12 protein-coding genes are annotated in these 16,728 nt (G+C 72.6%); 3 read left to right on the top strand and 9 right to left on the bottom strand.

Going from position 1 to position 16,728, the window contains the following annotated elements; all coding sequences use genetic code 11:
• Positions 1-2: 2 nt before the first annotated feature.
• Positions 3-1,316 (bottom strand): serine hydrolase domain-containing protein, encoded by a 1,314-nt coding sequence (locus ACIBEJ_RS03440; RefSeq protein WP_397180974.1) that lies wholly within the window; start codon positions 1,314-1,316, stop codon positions 3-5.
• Positions 1,280-3,130 (bottom strand): S9 family peptidase, encoded by a 1,851-nt coding sequence (locus ACIBEJ_RS03435; RefSeq protein ID WP_397180973.1) that lies wholly within the window; start codon positions 3,128-3,130, stop codon positions 1,280-1,282. The genes ACIBEJ_RS03440 and ACIBEJ_RS03435 overlap by 37 nt, the downstream gene beginning before the upstream one ends.
• 315 nt (positions 3,131-3,445) lie before the next feature.
• On the opposite strand from ACIBEJ_RS03435, the gene tuf reads away from it, so the two are divergent.
• Complete coding sequence (gene tuf, locus ACIBEJ_RS03430) at positions 3,446-4,612, top strand: elongation factor Tu (protein ID WP_397180972.1); 1,167 nt, start codon at positions 3,446-3,448, stop codon at positions 4,610-4,612.
• A 104-nt stretch (positions 4,613-4,716) separates the two neighbouring features.
• On the opposite strand, the gene ACIBEJ_RS03425 is transcribed toward tuf, so the two are convergent.
• The 4 genes from ACIBEJ_RS03425 to ACIBEJ_RS03410 form a co-directional block, all read right to left on the bottom strand.
• Positions 4,717-5,550, bottom strand: coding sequence for a class I SAM-dependent methyltransferase (locus ACIBEJ_RS03425; protein ID WP_397180971.1), 834 nt, complete (start codon positions 5,548-5,550; stop codon positions 4,717-4,719).
• A gap of 66 nt (positions 5,551-5,616) precedes the next feature.
• Positions 5,617-6,525 carry a hypothetical protein gene (locus ACIBEJ_RS03420; RefSeq protein WP_397180970.1) on the bottom strand — a complete coding sequence of 303 codons (909 nt, stop codon included), beginning with the start codon at positions 6,523-6,525 and terminating at the stop codon, positions 5,617-5,619.
• On the bottom strand, positions 6,522-7,592 hold the full coding sequence (locus tag ACIBEJ_RS03415) for a hypothetical protein (protein WP_397180969.1): 1,071 nt from the start codon (positions 7,590-7,592) through the stop codon (positions 6,522-6,524). The genes ACIBEJ_RS03420 and ACIBEJ_RS03415 overlap by 4 nt, the downstream gene beginning before the upstream one ends.
• On the bottom strand, positions 7,589-8,035 hold the full coding sequence (locus ACIBEJ_RS03410) for a DUF4188 domain-containing protein (RefSeq protein ID WP_397180968.1): 447 nt from the start codon (positions 8,033-8,035) through the stop codon (positions 7,589-7,591). The genes ACIBEJ_RS03415 and ACIBEJ_RS03410 overlap by 4 nt, the downstream gene beginning before the upstream one ends.
• Positions 8,036-8,165: 130 nt before the next feature.
• On the opposite strand from ACIBEJ_RS03410, the gene ACIBEJ_RS03405 reads away from it, so the two are divergent.
• Positions 8,166-8,624, top strand: a complete 459-nt coding sequence (locus tag ACIBEJ_RS03405) for an RICIN domain-containing protein (protein ID WP_397180967.1) — start codon at positions 8,166-8,168, stop codon at positions 8,622-8,624.
• Positions 8,625-8,640: 16 nt separating this feature from the next.
• Here the strand turns inward: ACIBEJ_RS03405 and ACIBEJ_RS03400 are convergent, their stop codons facing one another.
• Positions 8,641-10,173 carry a phenylacetate--CoA ligase family protein gene (locus ACIBEJ_RS03400; protein WP_397180966.1) on the bottom strand — a complete coding sequence of 511 codons (1,533 nt, stop codon included), beginning with the start codon at positions 10,171-10,173 and terminating at the stop codon, positions 8,641-8,643.
• A gap of 98 nt (positions 10,174-10,271) precedes the next feature.
• Entirely contained in the window at positions 10,272-13,646 is a 3,375-nt protein-coding gene (locus tag ACIBEJ_RS03395) for a phosphodiester glycosidase family protein (RefSeq protein ID WP_397180965.1), read from the bottom strand.
• 104 nt (positions 13,647-13,750) lie between these two features.
• On the opposite strand from ACIBEJ_RS03395, the gene ACIBEJ_RS03390 reads away from it, so the two are divergent.
• Positions 13,751-14,932 carry a cytochrome P450 gene (locus ACIBEJ_RS03390; RefSeq protein WP_397180964.1) on the top strand — a complete coding sequence of 394 codons (1,182 nt, stop codon included), beginning with the start codon at positions 13,751-13,753 and terminating at the stop codon, positions 14,930-14,932.
• Here the strand turns inward: ACIBEJ_RS03390 and ACIBEJ_RS03385 are convergent, their stop codons facing one another.
• On the bottom strand, positions 14,933-16,720 hold the full coding sequence (locus tag ACIBEJ_RS03385) for a PQQ-dependent sugar dehydrogenase (protein WP_397180963.1): 1,788 nt from the start codon (positions 16,718-16,720) through the stop codon (positions 14,933-14,935).
• Positions 16,721-16,728 lie beyond the last annotated feature (8 nt).

Genomic DNA, 16,728 nt, shown 5'->3' with positions numbered 1-16,728 from the left:
GGTCAGCTCACCTTCGGAGTCGCGCGGGCGCCGGCGTGCACGTACAGGGTGCCGTCGGGCAGTTCGAAGAAGACGGCCGACAGCCAGTCGGGGTCGCCGGGGCGGCGGCCGACGAACGTGACGTCGTCCACGGCGACCAGCGGGATCTCCTCCGGCTCCTGAAGGCCGGCCAGCGCGCCGGTCGACTCCATGAGCAGCGAGGGCCCGCCGTCCTTGAGGCTGATCGTCAGGCGGGCGCCGGCCCGCTCGTAGACGCCGAGGTAGCGGGTGACGTCGGCCTCGACCGGCTGCGCGGGCGGCCCGAGCGTGGGCGGCACCTCCAGCCCGTCGAGCTCGGCGAACAGCTCGGTCGCCACGGCGTGGGTGAACGCGCCGCTGTGGCCGCCGTTGGCCACCACGCACACGACCGTGCCGGTGCCGGGCACCGCCCAGAGCATGGCGTGCTGGCCGATGGTGTTGCCGCCGTGGGAGATGACCTTCTGGCCGCTCCACTCGTCGAGGATCCAGCCGACGCCCCAGTGGGCGCCGAGCGTGTGCGGGTTGGGGATGGCCACCTGCGGCTCCCACATCGCCTGCGGGTTCTCCAGCAGCCCGCCTTCGAGGTGGGCGCGGCCGAAGGCGACCACGTCCGCGGGGCGGGCGCTGATGAGCCCGGCGGGGCCGCACGATCGCATGAGGCCCCAGACGGGCGCCGGCTCGCCGCCGTCCATGTGGCCCAGGGCCGCGCGGAAGCGCAGCGCCTCCTCGGGCAGCGTGACCGCGTGGGTCAGGCCGAGGGGCTCGAAGATCTGCTCGCGCAGCGCCTCGTCCCAGGTCTTTCCGGTCAGCTTCTCCACGATGCGCCCGGCCACGATGAAGCCGGAGTTGCAGTAGGACTGGGTGGCGCCGAGCGGGTGGTTCTGCGGCAGGTCGGCGCAGGCCGCCACGTACTTCTCCACGCAGTCGTCGCCGCGCCCGGTGTCCAGGAACAGGTCGCCGTCGATGCCGCTGGTGTGCGAGAGCAGGTGGCGCACGGTGACCGTCGCGCTCACCTCGGGGTCGGCCACCCTGAACTCCGGCAGCAGCTCGGCCACCGGCGTGTCCAGCGTCAGCAGGCCGCGTTCGGCTAGCTGCATGAGCAGCGTCGCCGTCCAGACCTTGGTGACGGAGCCGATCTGGAAGAGCGAGTCGGTCGTGGTCTCTACGCCGGTGCCGCGGTGGAGCACGCCCGCGGCGTACTCGTGCAGCTCGCCGTCGTGGAAGTAGGCCAGGGCGGCGCCCGGCACCTCGTACTTCGCGATCAGTTCGGCGAGCCGCTGACCCATTGCTCCAGCCACGCGATGATCCTCTCGTTGTAGTCGTAACGGTGGGAGGGACGCCCCTGGACGATGAACAGGTGGGAGCCGCCCGGATAACGCACCAGCCGGACCGGCACCTCCCGCTCGCGCAGGGCTTCGAACCACTGCTCGGCCTGACCGACCGGGCAGCGCTCGTCGGCGTCGCCGTGCAGGATGAGCGTGGGCGTGGTGACCTCGCCCGCGCGGGTGAGCGGCGACTGCGGCGCGAGGTCGCCCGAGCACTCCCACGTCTTGAGGTAGTACCCCGCGTCGGAGGTTCCGGCCATGCTGGTCAGGTCGCTGACGCAGCCGCCCGGGATCGCCGCCTTGAACCTGCCGGTGTGCCCGGTCAGGTAGCAGGTCATGTAGCCGCCGTAGCTGTAGCCGGTGACGGCGAGGCGGGCGGGGTCGGCGGTGCCGTCGGCCACCAGCTCGTCCACGGCCGACAGGAAGTCCTGGGCGTCGGACACGCCCCACGCGCCGAGGGCCGCGGTGTAGAAGGCCTCGCCGTACCCGTCGCTGGCGCGCGGGTTGAGGGTGAGGACGGTCCAGCCGCGGGCGGCGAGCACCTGGTGGTAGAGGTGGACTCCGTCGAAGACGGGGGCCCAGGCGTTGTGCGGGCCGCCGTGGATGTCGAGCAGCAGCGGGCCGCCGCCGCCCTCGCCGGTCAGGAAGCCCTCGACGCGGGTGCCGTCGGGCGCGGTGAAGACGCGGGCGCGCGGCGGGTAGAGCTCGAGGTCGGCGGGCGCGAGCGCGGTCAGCTTCTCGCCGTCGAGGTAGACCTCCCCCGCGCTGTACGGCGAGGCCGCCACGTAGGCCAGCCGACCGCCCGCGGCGCAGGCCCCGGCGACGCTGAGCTCGCCGCCCACGATCTTCTCCGCGACCCCCGAGCCCCCGAGCCGGTACAGATGGGTGGAGCCCGCGTCGCGCGCGCAGAACAGCAGGTCGCCGCCGTCCAGCGCGGGCGGCGCGCCCGGGTAGCCCGGCGCCCCGACCATGACGTTCCGGTCCAGGCCGGTGACGATCTCCTCCTGGCCGTCCTCGCCGACGGCGAACAGCCGCGTGTGCCCGGACGGCCCGTCCTTGAAGGCCGCCGCGACCAGCCGCTCCCCCAGCCACCACACGCCGGTGCAGAGCACGTCGTCGGTGGTCAGCCGCTTGGGCTGGCCGCCGGTGGCGTCGACGACGTGGACGGCGCCGCTGGGGACGAGGTCGCGGTCGTGCTCCATGGACGTGGTGAACGCCAGCCGCCGGCCGTCGGGCGACCAGGCCGGCTGGCCGGTGTGGAAGTCGCCCTCGGTGACCTGGGTGAGCTCGCCCGAGCCCACGTCCACGACGAAGACGTGCGAGGTCAGGCCGCGCAGCAGCCCGGGGCCGTCGGCCTTGTAGTCGAGCCGGTCGGCGACGACGGGGGCGTTCGGGTCGGGACCGTCAGCCGAGGGGGCGAAGTGCGGCCCGCCGTACGCGATCCTGGTGCCGTCGGGCGACCAGACCGGCGCTCCGGCGCCGAGCGGCGCGGTGGTGAGCGCGCGCGGCTCGCCGCCGTCCATGGGCAGCAGGTGGATCTGCGGCTTGCCGTCCACGGGGCGGACGAAGGCGAGCGTGCCGCCGTCCGGCGACCAGCGAGGGAGGCTGCCGGTCGCCAGACGGCGTGGCTCGGTGCCGGGGGCGGCGAGCCAGATCTGGGTGGTGTTCTCGTCGGTGTCGCGCTCGGCGGTGGTGACCGTGTACGCCACGGCGGCCCCGCCGGGACGCACCTGCGGATCAGACGGTACGGCCAGGCGGTAGAGGTCGTCCAAGGAGAGACGGGGCATGGCCGAACGCTAAGCGACGCCCGCGGCGCCCTGCTTCGGCCCCTGCGACGAACCACCGCCCTTGTGTTGTGCGCCACACCAACGCCGCGGGAATAACCGTTTGCCACACGTTGCTCTGGTACGTCACTATGACGCTCATGTTCCGGCACGTTCACCCGATGACTCCCGCGATCGCCGCGGGTGTCTTCGAGCGTGCCTGCGACGGCCTGGAGCGCTGACCTCTCCCCGTAAGTCCTGACGGTGACCCGGCGGGGGGAGGTTGACCGACCCGAGGACGGGTCACACATCCAGGCACTCGCGAAGAGGAACACGATCATGGCCAAGCAGGCATACGTCCGCAACAAGCCGCATCTCAACATCGGCACGATGGGACACGTCGACCACGGCAAGACGACGCTGACCGCCGCGATCACGAAGGTGCTCGCCGAGCGGGGCGGCGCCACGTACACGCCGTTCGAGAGGATCGACCGCACGCCCGAGGAGGCGCAGCGGGGCATCACGATCAACATCTCGCACGTCGAGTACGAGACGGCCACCCGCCACTACGCGCACGTCGACATGCCGGGCCACGCCGACTACGTGAAGAACATGATCACGGGGGCGGCGCAGCTCGACGGGGCCATCCTGGTGGTCTCCGCGCAGGACGGGATCATGCCGCAGACCCGCGAGCACGTGCTGCTCGCCAAGCGGGTCGGCGTCGAGCACCTCGTCGTCGCGCTCAACAAGGCCGACGGCGCCGACCCCGAGCTGGCCGACCTGGTCGAGCTGGAACTGTCGGAGCTGCTGGCCGAGCACGGCTACGCCGACGTGCCCATGGTCCGGGTCTCCGGGCTGCGGGCGCTGGAGGGCGACCCCGAGTGGACGGCGTCGGTCGAGGCGCTGCTCCAGGCGGTGGACGACCACATCCCGGTGCCGGTGCGCTACGTCGACGCGCCGTTCCTGATGCCGGTGGAGAACGTGCTCACGGTCACCGGCCGCGGCACGGTCGTCACCGGGGCGATCGAGCGCGGCGTCGTGCGGATCGGCGACACCGTCGAGGTCGTCGGCTTCGGCGAGACGTTCTCCGCCGTCGTGACGGGGGTGGAGACGTTCGGCAAGACGATGGAGCGGGGCGAGGCCGGGGACAACGCCGCGGTCCTGCTGCGGGGCGTGCGCCGCGAGCAGGTACGGCGGGGCATGGTCCTGGCCGCGCCCGGCACGCAGCAGGCGCGCAGCTCCTTCACCGCCCGCGTCTACCTCCTCACGGCCGAGGAGGGCGGCCGCCGCAAGCCGGTCGCCGACGGGTACCGTCCGCAGTTCTACCTGCGCACGACCGACGTGCCGGGCAGGATCGACCTGCCCGCCCCGGCCCAGCCGGGTGACACGGTCGAGGTCGAGGTGGAGCTCGGCAAGGCCGTCGCGCTGGAGGAGGGGCTCGGCTTCGCGATCCGCGAGGGCGGCCTGACCGTCGGCGCGGGCACGGTGATCGCCATGACCGGTTGAAACGCGGGTCGCGTCCCGTTCGGAGGACGCGGCCCGTGGCGCTCAAGCACGGGACCCGTGGCGCCCCCTCACAGGCGTCGCGGGTCCCGTGCGCATGTAGGGGGCTAGGGCCGGGATCTGAGGAGGGGGCCCGGCCGTACCGCCGTGGCGAAGCGGACGGTGCGCGGCAGCACGTACACCTCCTCGGGCAGCGACGACTCCAGGGCGGCGCGCGCGTCGGCGTGCCGTTCCTGCGGGATGCTCTCCAGTGAGGCGCGGCGCGCGGCCGACCACAGCCAGTCCCAGACCTGGCCGCGCTCGACGCTCACCTCGAAGACGACCTCCTCGCAGCGCACCCCGGCCAGGCCGTTGCCGGACAGCAGGTCGGCCAGCTCGCGTTCGGAGTTGAGCCGGTGGGTGAACGGCGCGCCACCCGCCCCGGTGGTGAAGGGGGCCAGGGCGAGAGCCACCTGGCCGAGCAGGTCGGCCTCCGCGGGGCTGGGCTGGGCCAGGAGGCTGGCGGCCAGCCGGCCGCCGGGGCGCAGAAGACCGGACATCGCGCGTACGGCGGCGGCGGGGTCGGGCAGGAAGTACAGCATCATGCCGGCCAGCACGGCGTCGAAGCGGGCGGCGGGCAGGAGCATCGACGCGTGCTCGATGTCGCCGGACAGCACGGTGGCGTTGGACAGGCGCAGCCGTTCGATCTCGGCGGCGGCGACGGCGAGCATGCCGGGTGCGAGGTCCAGCCCGACGACCAGGCCGAGCGGCCCGACGGCGCGGGCGGCGGGGATGAGGCTGGCCCCGGTGCCGCAGCCGGCGTCCAGGACGCTCTCCCCCGGCCGCAGACCCGCCTGGCGCGCGAGCTCGGCACCGACCGGTCCGAAGAACGGCACGCCGATCCGCTCATAGGTCCCGGACGCCCGGTCGAAAACCCCGGCCATGTAGGTCTTGGCGTCCACGCAGCAACTCCCCGTTCAGCCGATGATCCACCTAACTCGGCACTTTTCAATGCTTGAGGTGGTTTGTCAACGGGTGATTCTGGCAGAACGCGGTGCCGCCTGCCGTGGCCGCCCCGCGCGGGCCAGGTGCAGGAGACTCGCCGGGTCGTCCACGCCCAGGTGGGCGGCCAGAAGCCCGCGCGTGGGCGGGCTGTCGATGATCTGGCTGAGCGGGTGGGTGGAGTAGCCGCGCCTGGACAGGCTCAGCCACAGCCGCATGAGCGCCCGCCCCGCCTCGACCTCCTCGCCGGGCGTCCCGACCAGCACCAGCACCTCGCCGTCGTAGTCGAGCAGCCCCCTGCCCGCCGCCGCCAGGACCCTGGGCAGCCCGGCGCGGCGCAGGACGGGGTGGAGCGCCAGCGCCGCCCGCAGCCCGAGCGCCTCGGCCCTGGACAGCGCCAGCGCCCGGTCGGTGAGCCCGTCGAGGTGGTAGCGCGGATGTCCGGGCGCCAGCCGCAACCACGCGCGCAGCTCGGCGGTGACCGCGGCGTCGCCGAACTGGTGCAGGTCGGCCGCGTACAGCAGCGCCGCCAGTTCCCGGCAGCCCACCCGGCGTGCCTCAGGCGCGAGGTCGCGGGGCAGCGGTTCCGGGTGGTAGGGCCCGCGGTTGGTGCCGCGCTCGCGCACGTCCCGCGTCGTGAACTCCGTCCGGTACGGCCGCGCCGTCTCGTGCAGCACCCCCACCCGCAGCGGCCCGGCCTCCGCGCGGAACCCCACCCGCAGCCCGGCGGAGGCGCAGACGATCAGGCACGTCTCCACGAACGCCCCGAGCCCGAGCCGCAGGTCGCGCCCGGTGGGGTCGCTCACCGGCAGCGCCCGCGCCGGGTCCCAGCCGACGACCGCCTCCTGGCCGGTGTAGGTGAGCGTCCAGGGCTGGGTGTTGTGCGCGCTGGGCGCCCGCCAGAAGTCGGGCTCCAGCTCCCGCAGCGCCTTCACAGGGCCTTCTCGTAGAAGGTGTAGCCGTGCAGCGGCCGCCCGCCCATGGCCTGGAACTGGGCGGCGGAGCCGGGGTTGCTCCGCTCGACGTAGGTGCTGCGCAGGGTGTGGTAGCCGCCCTCGCGCAGGCCCCGGTGCAGCTCCCGTGACAGCAGCCGCATGTAGCCGTGTCCCTGCTCGGAGGGGATCGTGCCCTTGATGATCAGCACGGCCTCGTTCCGATAGCGTCCCCGGGTGGCCAGGAGCCGGAGCTGGTTGAGCGGGTGGAGGTTTCCTCGGATCCGCGCCACGAACGCCGAGATGTCCGGTACGCACAGCACGAACGCCACCGGCCGCCCCGCCTTGGTCAGGTACAGCAGCAGCGACTCCTCCAGCAGGAACGCCAGCCCGTCGGTCTGCTCGGCCAGTTGCCGGGCGGAGATCTCGGTGTAGTAGCCGAGCTGGGCGAAGGCGGCGTTGAGCATCTCGCGCAGGATCGGCAACTGCTCACCCAGCCGCCGCCGCTGCCCCCGGTGGACCTCCAGCCCCTCCGCGGCCAGGCGGGCGTCGTCGAAGGCGAAGACCTCCTCCCCCGGCACCGGGCAGATCCAGGTGTCGGCCTCGAACCGGCGGCCGAAGCCGTGCCGTTCGTAGGCCACCGGGTAGTAGGGGTGGTTCCAGGCGCTGTCGATGAACCCGCGCTCGCCGAACCCCGAGGTGATCACGCCGCCGCTCTGGTTGGGCAGCAGCGAGACGGGGCCGAAGGCGCTCTGCCGTCCCGCCGCGCGGCCCTCGGCCTCGATCGCCGCGAACAGCTCCTGCGCCGCGTCCTGCTCGAACTCGGTCAGCCCGAAGAGCTGCGCCTTCCTGCCCAGCTTGGCGTCGAAGGCGGCGTCGGCGTGCAGGGTGGTCCTGGCCACGACCCGGCCGCCGCGGCGCAGGACGGCCAGCCGTACCCCTTGGCGGTGCCAGGCGCGGACCTGGGCGCGCAGCGGCGGCACGTGCCCCGAGCCGGGCGGGTAGAGGCGGTCGGTGAGCGCCAGGAAATCGGCCAGGTCGCGGCGCGACTCGACGGTGCGCAGGCTCACGCGCGGGTCACCGCCGGGCCCTCGCCGTCCTCGCCGGACAGCGGGGTGAAGGTCGGGATGTGCGCCATGGGGCCGCCCTCTGCTCGCCAGACGCCGTTGGAGTAGCCCTCGGGCTCGGCGTTGTAGAGGCGGATGTAGCCGCCGGTGGCGTTCTTGGTGCCGTCGGTCACCCAGCGCATGAGCTCGCGGTGGTGACGGCTGCGCGCGAACAGCAGCAGCGCGTCCCGGTCCTCGAAGAAGGCCAGGGTGCCGAGCGTGAACGGGAACTCCCAGTAGACCTTGTGCCAGCGGTAGCCCCGCATGCGCTTCATGTCGCGCACCATGCGCACCCACGTGAAGGAGAGCGTGACGATCGACCAGGGCCCCCGGTACCGCGTCGCCCCCACGAACATCGCCCCCGCCTGCCCCTGGGGCGGCGCCTTGCTGAAGTCGGTGGTCCTCATGAGTCCTTCACCAGCTCGCGAGATTGCCTGCGAGAACGATAGCCCCGGACACAACGCTCGATAACCGATCGAAAGTGCCGCGGACTAGCCTCCGGACCGCATCAGCCGATCATCCTCGGAGGGGATCCCCATGATCAAGTCGTACCTCAGGGCCGCCGCCGTCGGCCTGCTCGCCGCGGCGGGACTGGGCCTGACGGCCACGGCCGTGCCCGCGAACGCCTCCACGGCCGCCACCTACTACTACCTCGTCGGCGGCGGCCGGTGCCTGGACGGCAACGGGTCGTCCGCGTACATGAGCACGTGCGGTAACGGCAACCAGTACCAGCAGTGGCAGATCGTCGGCTCCGGCACCCTGAAGGCGTTCAAGCAGCGCGCCACCGGCAAGTGCCTGGACGCCAGCGGCAGCAGGGTCTACATGGGTTCGTGCAACAACAGCAACTACCAGGCGTGGACGGCGCTGACCCAGGGCCGCTGGCAGCACAAGCAGTCCGGCAAGTGCCTGGGCCACGGCCCCAACGTCAAGCTCTCGGTGACGTGCGGGACCGCCGTCGGCACCCCGGTCATCTGGAGCCTGCGGACCAGCGTCTGACCGGCGGGCGAGGGCCTCACACCAGGTAGACGTTCTTCATCTTGGTGAAGGCGGCGAAGGGGCCCTCGCCCGGTCCGAACAGTCTCACCCGGAGGTCGGCCGCCGTCGGGTCCTCCTTGAGTGACTCGGCGAAGTCGCGGGAGACGCTGGTCAGGTGGGCCACCACGCCCTCGCGGCAGATGCCGGCGAGCGCCTCCCGGTCGCAGGCGGCGCCCTCGCGCAGCTCGATGTTGATCACCGGGCGGTACTCCAGGCCGGGCAGCTCCTCCAGGGACAGGCAGAAGCGAGCGATCGAGGCGGCGTACGGATTGCCCTGGTAGAGGCCGTACTCGACGTCCTGCGGGTACAGGTTGGCGCCCATGTAGGAGATGGTCGAGTCCTTGCGGCCGAACAGGAACAGCAGGGGCAGGTTCATGCGCTCGTCGGTCCACATGGCGGCGTAGTCGGCGCCCAGGGCCCGCTTCACCTCGGGCAGGGTACGCAGCAGGGCCTCGTCGCCGACGTTGTAGCGGAGCTTGGGCTGCAGGCAGCTCTTGGTGTTGATCGTGCACAGCAGCTCACCGGAGCCGTTGACCTCCAGGAACGTCTCCAGCGGGTTGTAGTGGAAGATCATCGGCAGGCGTTGCTCGCCGGGGCCCAGCAGCGCCTCGCGCAGGCGGCCGTCGGTGGCCAGGCGTTTGCGCAGCCGTACCGTGAAGCCGGTCTCCGCGCCCATCCCGATCGTGAGGTCGCTGGCGCCGTAGCCCGAGCGGACCTCCTCGAAGCGCTCCTCCAGGTAGTCGCGCAGCGCCTCGGTCATGCCCTCGCCGCCGACCATGCCGCGGATGCGGTAGTCCGCCCAGGGGAAGCCGCTCTCGTCCAGGCGGTCGCGCAGGTGCTTGAGGAAGGGCGGGTAGGCGGCCACCACGTAGTCGTAGCCGGGGCCGAAGTGTTCGAGGGTGTCGGCGATCTTCTCCAGGTCGGGGCCGGTGTTCTTCACCATGGCGATGCGCGCCATGGCGGTGCCGGTCGTGGTGCCGGTGGCCCAGGCGCCCATCGAGTACGCGTTGATCACGAACAGCCGTCGGCCGGGGAAGACCAGTTCGATGTACCCGGCGGCGTTGCGGTAGATGCCCTTCAGCTCGCGCGGCCCGCGCACCCAGTTGTACGGCTTGCCGCTCGACCCCGACGACTCGTCCACGATCACCCCGGCCCGGTGCAGCCTGCCCTCCTGGCACCGGCTGCTCTCGTCGTAGGCGCCGGCGTAGTTCTGCTTCGTGGTCTCGGGGAAGTCGGCCAGCCGCCTGGCCCCCGCGGCACCGCGCTCGCGCAGGAAGTCGCGGTAGGCGGGCACGTCCACGGCGGCGAACTGGCAGGCCACGCGGGCGTGCCGGGCGGCCAGCCGGTCGAGGGACGGGTGGTAGGAGCGTGCCACGAACCTCCACACCGCCGGGTGCATGGCGCCGAGCCGGTAGGCGCCGGTCAGCAGCCACGAGTAGGTCTGGAGCCGGGCTCTGCGCCAGTGCTGGCGGGGGGTGAGCGGCCCCAGACGCGGGCTCAGTCGGGTCATGGCCGGTCAACCTAGCGAATCCCGATTGATGATCGCTTAACGGTCGCTGTCATGAAACGCCCGGCGGTGCGCGACCGCCGGGCGTCTCACGAGGTCGGTCAGGCGGCGGCCCTGGCGGTCAGGGCGACCGTGGCCTCCCGCCGGACGCCGTTGACCGTCACGGCCACCACGATCGAGCCCTCACGCAGCGCGGTCAGGGTCCCGGTCGCGGGGTCGAGCACGGCCTTGTGCCATGGCCTGAGGCCCGAGCGCGACCCGATGTGCAGCGCGGGCGAGCCGCTCCACTCCGCCGAGACCGGATAGGCCACCGGCACCTGGCGGGCGCCCTGCTTCGCGGCCGCGGTGAGCGTCGCGGGACGGCCGAGCGCGACCGTGGCGGGCGCGGTGAGCGTGAGCTCGTCCACGTGCGGGCGTACCTGGGTCCCGATCCACGCGGGGGCGTCCACGAACCAGTTGCGCCGCACGTGCTCGGCCTCGCGCGCGGTGACGGGGTCGACGCCCCACAGCGACCAGCCGGTGAAGCCGCCGTCGCCGGGCGCGGTGGCCGGGTTCTTGCCGGAGTTGCCGTTGATGAAGTACGGCACCGCGTCCACCCGGGAGGCGTGGAAGGTGCCGACGTGGGCCCCGATGTAGGCGGCGCCCTTGCCGGTCTCGCGCTGGAAGTCGGCCAGCCACTGCTCCACCAGCGCCGCCTCCTTGCGGTCGCCGAGCTGGCTGCCCTTGCCCGGCGTGGGGTCGCGCGGCGGCACGTGGAACAGCACCGCCACCGACCCGATCGCCGGGTCCTTCGCGGCGGCGTCGAGCCGCTCGCGCAGCAGGGCGACCTGGTCGAACCCGCCGCCGCGCACGTTCAGCCGCGAGGTGTCCAGCGTGACGAAGCGGGTGCCCTTGTGGTCGAAGCTGCGGTAGGTGTCGCCGAAGACGGCCCGGAAGTTGTCGATCTTCCCGCCCATCACCTCATGGTTGCCCGGGATGTACTGATATTTCAGCTCACCGCCCAGCTCCTCGTCGAGGATCTTCTTGGCCAGCGCGAAGTCCGCCGGCGACGCCTCGTCCACGAGGTCGCCGTTGATCAGCAGGAAGTCCGGCTTGGCCGCCTTGATCTCTCGTAGCGTACGGCGGGCGTTGCGCACGATGTCGCTGTCCGGATCCCGCGCCACGAACTGCGCGTCCGACATGACCGCGAACCGCCACGGCATCGCCTCGACCGACGCCTTCACCACCGGATCGGCGATCTTCTCCGCCGGCGGCGCCTGCACCGGCGGCGGCACCTTGGCCACGAGCCCGTCGATGAGGATCTCGTTGGTGTACGAGGCGTCCGCCTTCGTCTCGGCCACGTAGAACCGGCGCAGCTTCAGCGGGTAGGACACCCCGGGCGGCACCTGGAACTCCACGTACTTCCATCCGGTCCAGGTCAGGTAGGGACCACGCAGGATCTGCGACTGCCCCTGGGCGTCGTAGAACTCCAGCGAGGGCCACTCGCCCTTGCCGGTGGAGTTGATCCAGAGCCCGAACGCCTGCGGCTGGCCCGGCACCACGATCTGCTGCGGCGGGCTGGCGTACGCCGCCCTGGTGGCCGTCGACTGGGTGAAGTCGTAGGCCAGCTTGAGCCCGCCGCCGCTCTGGCCGGGCGCGGCCGACAGCGAGCCGGTGGCCCGCGCGGCGGCGAAGGCCCAGGAGCCGGCGTCCTCGAAGTCGGAGACCTTCTGCTCCTCGGTGCCCACGGTCACGGGCACGGCGGTGGTGACGCGGCCGACCTTGGCGTTGATGAGCCCGGCACCCTTGTCCTGCCTGGCCTTCACGGTGAAGAAGCCGTTGGGGCTGGGCGTGACCTCGAACAGCGCGCGGTCGTAGTCGAGCGACAGGTCGCCCGGCTCGATGGGCGCGGAGTTGCCGTTGCGGTCGTAGCCGACGACGCCGAAGGTGGCGGTGGCCTGCGCGGAGGCCAGGCCGACCCGGTCGGTGGTGGCGCCCAGGCGGGTCAGCGGCTGGAGCACGGTCAGCTCCATCGTGCCCTTGGCGCCGCCGCGCGAGGCGGTGACGGTGGTCTGGCCGGGGATGAGGGCGCGGAAGACGCCCTTGTGGTCCACGACGCCGTGCACGGCCGGGTTGGAACGCCAGCTCGGGGTGCCGGCGGCGGGGCCGTACGTCTCGTCGAATCCGGCGGCGCTCAGCCGCCGCGAGAGCCCGGGGAAGACGCGCTCGGGGCGGCCACCGGCGACGGGGCCGACGCCGGGCGCCTTGGCGGGGTCGCTCGCGGTCTCCAGCCAGAAGCCCTTCAGCCTGCCGCTGCCCTCGGGGGCGTAGAGCGCCAGGCCGTTGGGGACGGGGCGCTCGCCGCCGTCGGAGGGGCTGTTCTCGACCTGCGGCTCGGCGGCGCCGGGCTCGCGGGCGAGCATGGTGGAGGAGCCGCCGCCGTCGAGGTTGAGCGCGTTGTGGGCGCCGAGCTCGATCATCATGGCGGCCAGCTCGTTGAGCGTGACGCCGCGGCTGTCGGCCTGGCGGCCGTCGACGGTCAGCAGGTACATCTTCCTGCCGTCGGCGGAGAAGCCGACCGCGGTGCGCGGGTGGGCCGCCTGGTCGGTGGAGCTCTGGACGGCGCCGTCCTTGACCAGGACGTAGTTGCCGCCGATGGCGGTCTCGACCTGGCCGCCGTCGGACGGCTTGGGCTCGTACCTCACGTCCACCCTGTCGCCGGGCTTGAGCGCGGCGAGGGCGTCGGCCCCGGCGTCCCTGCCGAGCAGGATCGTGGTGCCCGCCGGGATCGGGCCGCTGCCCGCGGCGGTCCTGACCTCGGTGACGGCGCCGCCGGTGAGCACGACCTCGGTGACCTTGGTGGCGCCCTCGACCGCGCGGGCGCGCGTGTAGCTGCCCCACAGCGGGGTGAACAGGCCGACGCCGCCGTTCTGGACGAGCTGGTTGAACTGGGTCAGGGCGATCGGGGCGCCGCCCTGCGGGGTGGCGCTGCCCTCGAAGTACATCTTGAGCACGCGGCCGACGCCCTCGCCGGTGAGGGCGACCGCGTTGTTCCAGCCGCTGCTGGGCGACTGGACGAGCGCGCCCTTCTGGACGCCGACGCCGAGCGCCGCGCCCGAGCGGTTGATGTCGAAGAAGTCGCCGTTGACCGCCGCGACCGCGCGGGCGCGCGTGGCGGGGCCGGACAGCGGCTCGGTCTTGGAGACCTCGCCCGAGTTGAGGTAGCCGGCCTTGACGCCGCCGGACAGGTCCGCCGACAGCGCGTCGGCGCGCAGCCAGCCCGCCGCGTCGTAGCGGTCGAAGGCGGTGAAGGTGATGCCGGGCGCCACCGGCCTGCTCTTCTTGGCCGTCTCCAGGTGCTTGGGGGCGGGAGCGGCGAGGAGGGTGGAGGGGGGCGGGTAGGACGACGCCTTGGGCGCGTCCTCGACGGGGACCTGCGGATCGACCGCCGCTGTTAACACCAAGGCCGCGGCGGCCAAGAGTTTGAGGGTGATCACGCCCCGAACTCAATCGCTCGCGGATATAACTTTCAAGACCCAGGGGTGAACTAAAAGAAAATTTCATCGTCCGAGATAGGTAGGTCTGGGCGAAGATGGGCCGTGTGGATCTCCAAGCCCTCTATCGCGACCCGTTCCCCACCTACGAGGCCGCCCGGCGCGAACCCGGCCTCACCTTCGTACCGGAACTGCGGGCATGGCTGGTCTCCAGGTACGAGGACGTGCGCGAGGTGCTCGGCCGCCCCGAGGACTTCTCCTCCGAGGGCGCGCTGCGCCCCGACCACCTGCCGCGCCGCGCCGCGCTGAGCGAGCTGGTCAAGGGCTTCGGCGGGCGGCCGGCCGTACTGAGCAGGGACGGGGAGGAGCACCGCCGCCTGCGCAAGCCGCTGGTGCGCGGCCTGTCGCCGGCGCGTGTGGCCGGGGCCCTGCCGTTCGTCGCCCGCCGCGCCGCCGAGCTCGTCGACGCCTTCGCCGCCGACGGCCGCGTGGAGTGGATGTCGGCGTACGCGCGCCCGCTGGCCGCCGACGTCATCGGCCACCTCATGGGCCTCGACCCCGCCGACGTACGGCCCGCCGTCGAGGCCGGCAACCGCGCCGAGGATCTGCTGTTCCAGCCCATGACCGACGACGAGCAGGCCGCGGCGGCCCGCGACGTCGTGCGCCTCCAGCACCTGCTCGACGGCTACGCCAGGATGCGCAGGAAGGAGCCGCGCGACGACCTGACGACCGAGATGGTGCGGGCGCTGGCTCCGGGCACCGCCCTGCTGACCACCGAGCAGCGCAACGAGATCGTCTCCAACCTGCAGAACCTCCTGCTGGCCGGGCACCTGACCACGACCGCGCTGATCGGCTCCGCCGTACACCATCTGCTGCGCGATCGCGCGCAGTGGGAGACGCTGTGCGCGCGCCCCGAGCTCATCCCGGCCGCGATCGAGGAGACGGCCCGCTTCGAGGCCCCCGTGCAGGGCTTCCGCCGCACGGTCACCCGCCCGCTCACCTTCGCCGGCATGGAGCTCTCGGCCGGTGACTCGGTCTTCGTCTCCTACGGCTCCGCCGGCCGCGACGGCACGGGCGGTTTCGACATCACCCGGCCGCCCGCCCGCCATCTCGGGTTCGGGCACGGCGTGCACGGCTGCCCCGGCTCGCACCTGGCCCGCGAGCAGCTCCGGATCACGCTGGAGGAGCTGATCCGCAGGCTGCCGGGCATCCGGCTGGAGAGCTCCGAGGTCACGATGGCGGCGACGCTGATCCACCGCGCCCCGGAGGCGCTCCACCTGGTCTGGTGATCAGCGGGTGCCGGTCACCTTCCAGATCTTGCCGTTGGCCTTGGACAGCACGAACAGGTCCCCGGCCCGGTCCATGCCGAAGCGCAGGTCCACGCGGGAGCTGCCGGCCAGCGTCTGCATGGTGACCTGGTTGCCCGCCGCGTTGTAGACCTTGAGCTGGTGCAGCGGGGCCAGGTCGGTGCCGCCGCGGGTCATCTCCGCCTCGTCGGTGGCGAAGATCCAGCCCTGCACGAGGTCGCCGAACAGGTACTTGCCCCGCAGGGCGGGCAGCGCGGCGCCCCGGTAGACGAAGCCGCCGGCGATGGCCCTGCCCAGGTCGCCGGTGCAGCCGGGCGGGCCGTTGTGGTCGTAGGCGGCGACCGGGTAGGTGTAGCCGTGGCGGCTGTCGTCGGCGGGCAGCGGGTAGAGGTAGCAGGGTTCGTTCCGGTCGAAGCGGAAGGCGCCCTCGCGCTCGCTCCAGCCGAAGTTGTCGCCCGCCCGCACGTCGTAGACGGCCTCGATGTCGTGCTCGCCGATGTGGCCGAGGAACATCCGGCCGCTGCCGCCGGAGTCCCAGCTGAAGCGGTGCGGGTCGCGCATGCCCAGGGCGTAGATCTCGCCGAGCGTGCCCGGCTGGCCGGTGAACGGGTTGCCGGGCGGGATGCCGTAGCGGCCGTTGGCGCTGTCGGTCCCCCGCGGGTCGATGCGCAGGATCTTGCCGAACGGCTGGTTGCGGGCCTGCGGCACGGTGCCGCTGGTACCCCTGCCGCCGTCGCCGACGGCCACGTAGAGCAGGCCGTGGTCGGGGCTGCCCGGGGTGGCGTTGGGGTTGAAGTCGATCTGCTGGACCGCGTGGATCGTGGTGCCGAAGCCGAGGCGGAGCAGTTGCCTGCGGGTGCCGCTGAAGAGCGCCGCCGCCGGGTTGCTCGCCGTCCACTCGGTGACCACGCTCTGCACGACCGCGCCGGACTGCGTCCAGTCGGCGCGCTGGGTGCTCAGGGCCTGGAACGCCTCGCTGTGCACCGTGTAGAAGCGGCCGTTGGCCGCGAAGTCCGGATGGAAGGCGACGAAGCCGAACCCGCTGCCCAGGCCGCGCCCGGAGAAGAAGTTGGCGCCCACGGCGGCCCTGACGTCCAGGTAGACGCCCGGCGTGCCGCCGCCTGCGGGCAGCGTGTAGAGCCTGCCGTTGAGGTCGGGGACGAACCTGCGGCCGTCGGCGAGCTGGCCCAGGTGGTTGATCCTGGCATGGCGGCGCAGCCGGGAGTCGGTGGGCGTGGGCACGGGCTCGGACCTGGGGAACTGGGCGTACTCGGTCAGGACCAGCCCGAGGTTGGACTGGATGGGGTTCTGCGGGATCGGGTCGGCGATGGGGCCGCTGGGTTGCGCGCCCTCGGTGAGGGCGTCGAGGTTGGGCAGGCCGCCCGCGGTGGTGGCGGTGAGGCGGACGGTGTTGGCGCCCTGGGCGAGATCGGCGGCGACCGTCTCGTTGTTCCACGTCGTCCACGCGCCGGTGCCGGCGAACTGCAGCGTCCCGGCGGTGGATCCGTTGACCGTGACCGTGGCCGGGCGTGCCGCGGTCGTCCCGTTGGCGTACCTGAAGGCCAGGTCCGTGTCTCCGGTGCCGGTCACGGTGAACTCCACGTACGCGCCGGCCGCGTTGGCGCTGTTGACGAACCCGGTGCCGGAGAAACCGGCGTGGTTGCTCTCCACCACGCCGTTGCCGATGGCCGCGCTCTCGGCCTCGTAGACGACCGAGGCGGCCGACGCCGCCTGGGCAGGCCAGACGAGCAGGCCGGCCACTAAGGTCATGGCCAGCG

The organism is Nonomuraea sp. NPDC050790, assembly GCF_044456745.1.
Classification (GTDB): Bacteria; Actinomycetota; Actinomycetes; order Streptosporangiales; family Streptosporangiaceae; genus Nonomuraea.
Note: the sequence above shows the minus strand (reverse complement) of the source record. Positions and strands in the feature narration are given on the sequence as shown.

Coding starts and splice junctions, on each gene's coding strand:
- ACIBEJ_RS03400 (WP_397180966.1), bottom strand. CDS start 10,173: ATGACCCGACTGAGCCCGCGTCTGGGGCCGCTCACCCCCCGCCAGCAC.
- ACIBEJ_RS03435 (WP_397180973.1), bottom strand. CDS start 3,130: ATGCCCCGTCTCTCCTTGGACGACCTCTACCGCCTGGCCGTACCGTCT.
- tuf (WP_397180972.1), top strand. CDS start 3,446: ATGGCCAAGCAGGCATACGTCCGCAACAAGCCGCATCTCAACATCGGC.
- ACIBEJ_RS03410 (WP_397180968.1), bottom strand. CDS start 8,035: ATGAGGACCACCGACTTCAGCAAGGCGCCGCCCCAGGGGCAGGCGGGG.
- ACIBEJ_RS03405 (WP_397180967.1), top strand. CDS start 8,166: ATGATCAAGTCGTACCTCAGGGCCGCCGCCGTCGGCCTGCTCGCCGCG.
- ACIBEJ_RS03385 (WP_397180963.1), bottom strand. CDS start 16,720: ATGACCTTAGTGGCCGGCCTGCTCGTCTGGCCTGCCCAGGCGGCGTCG.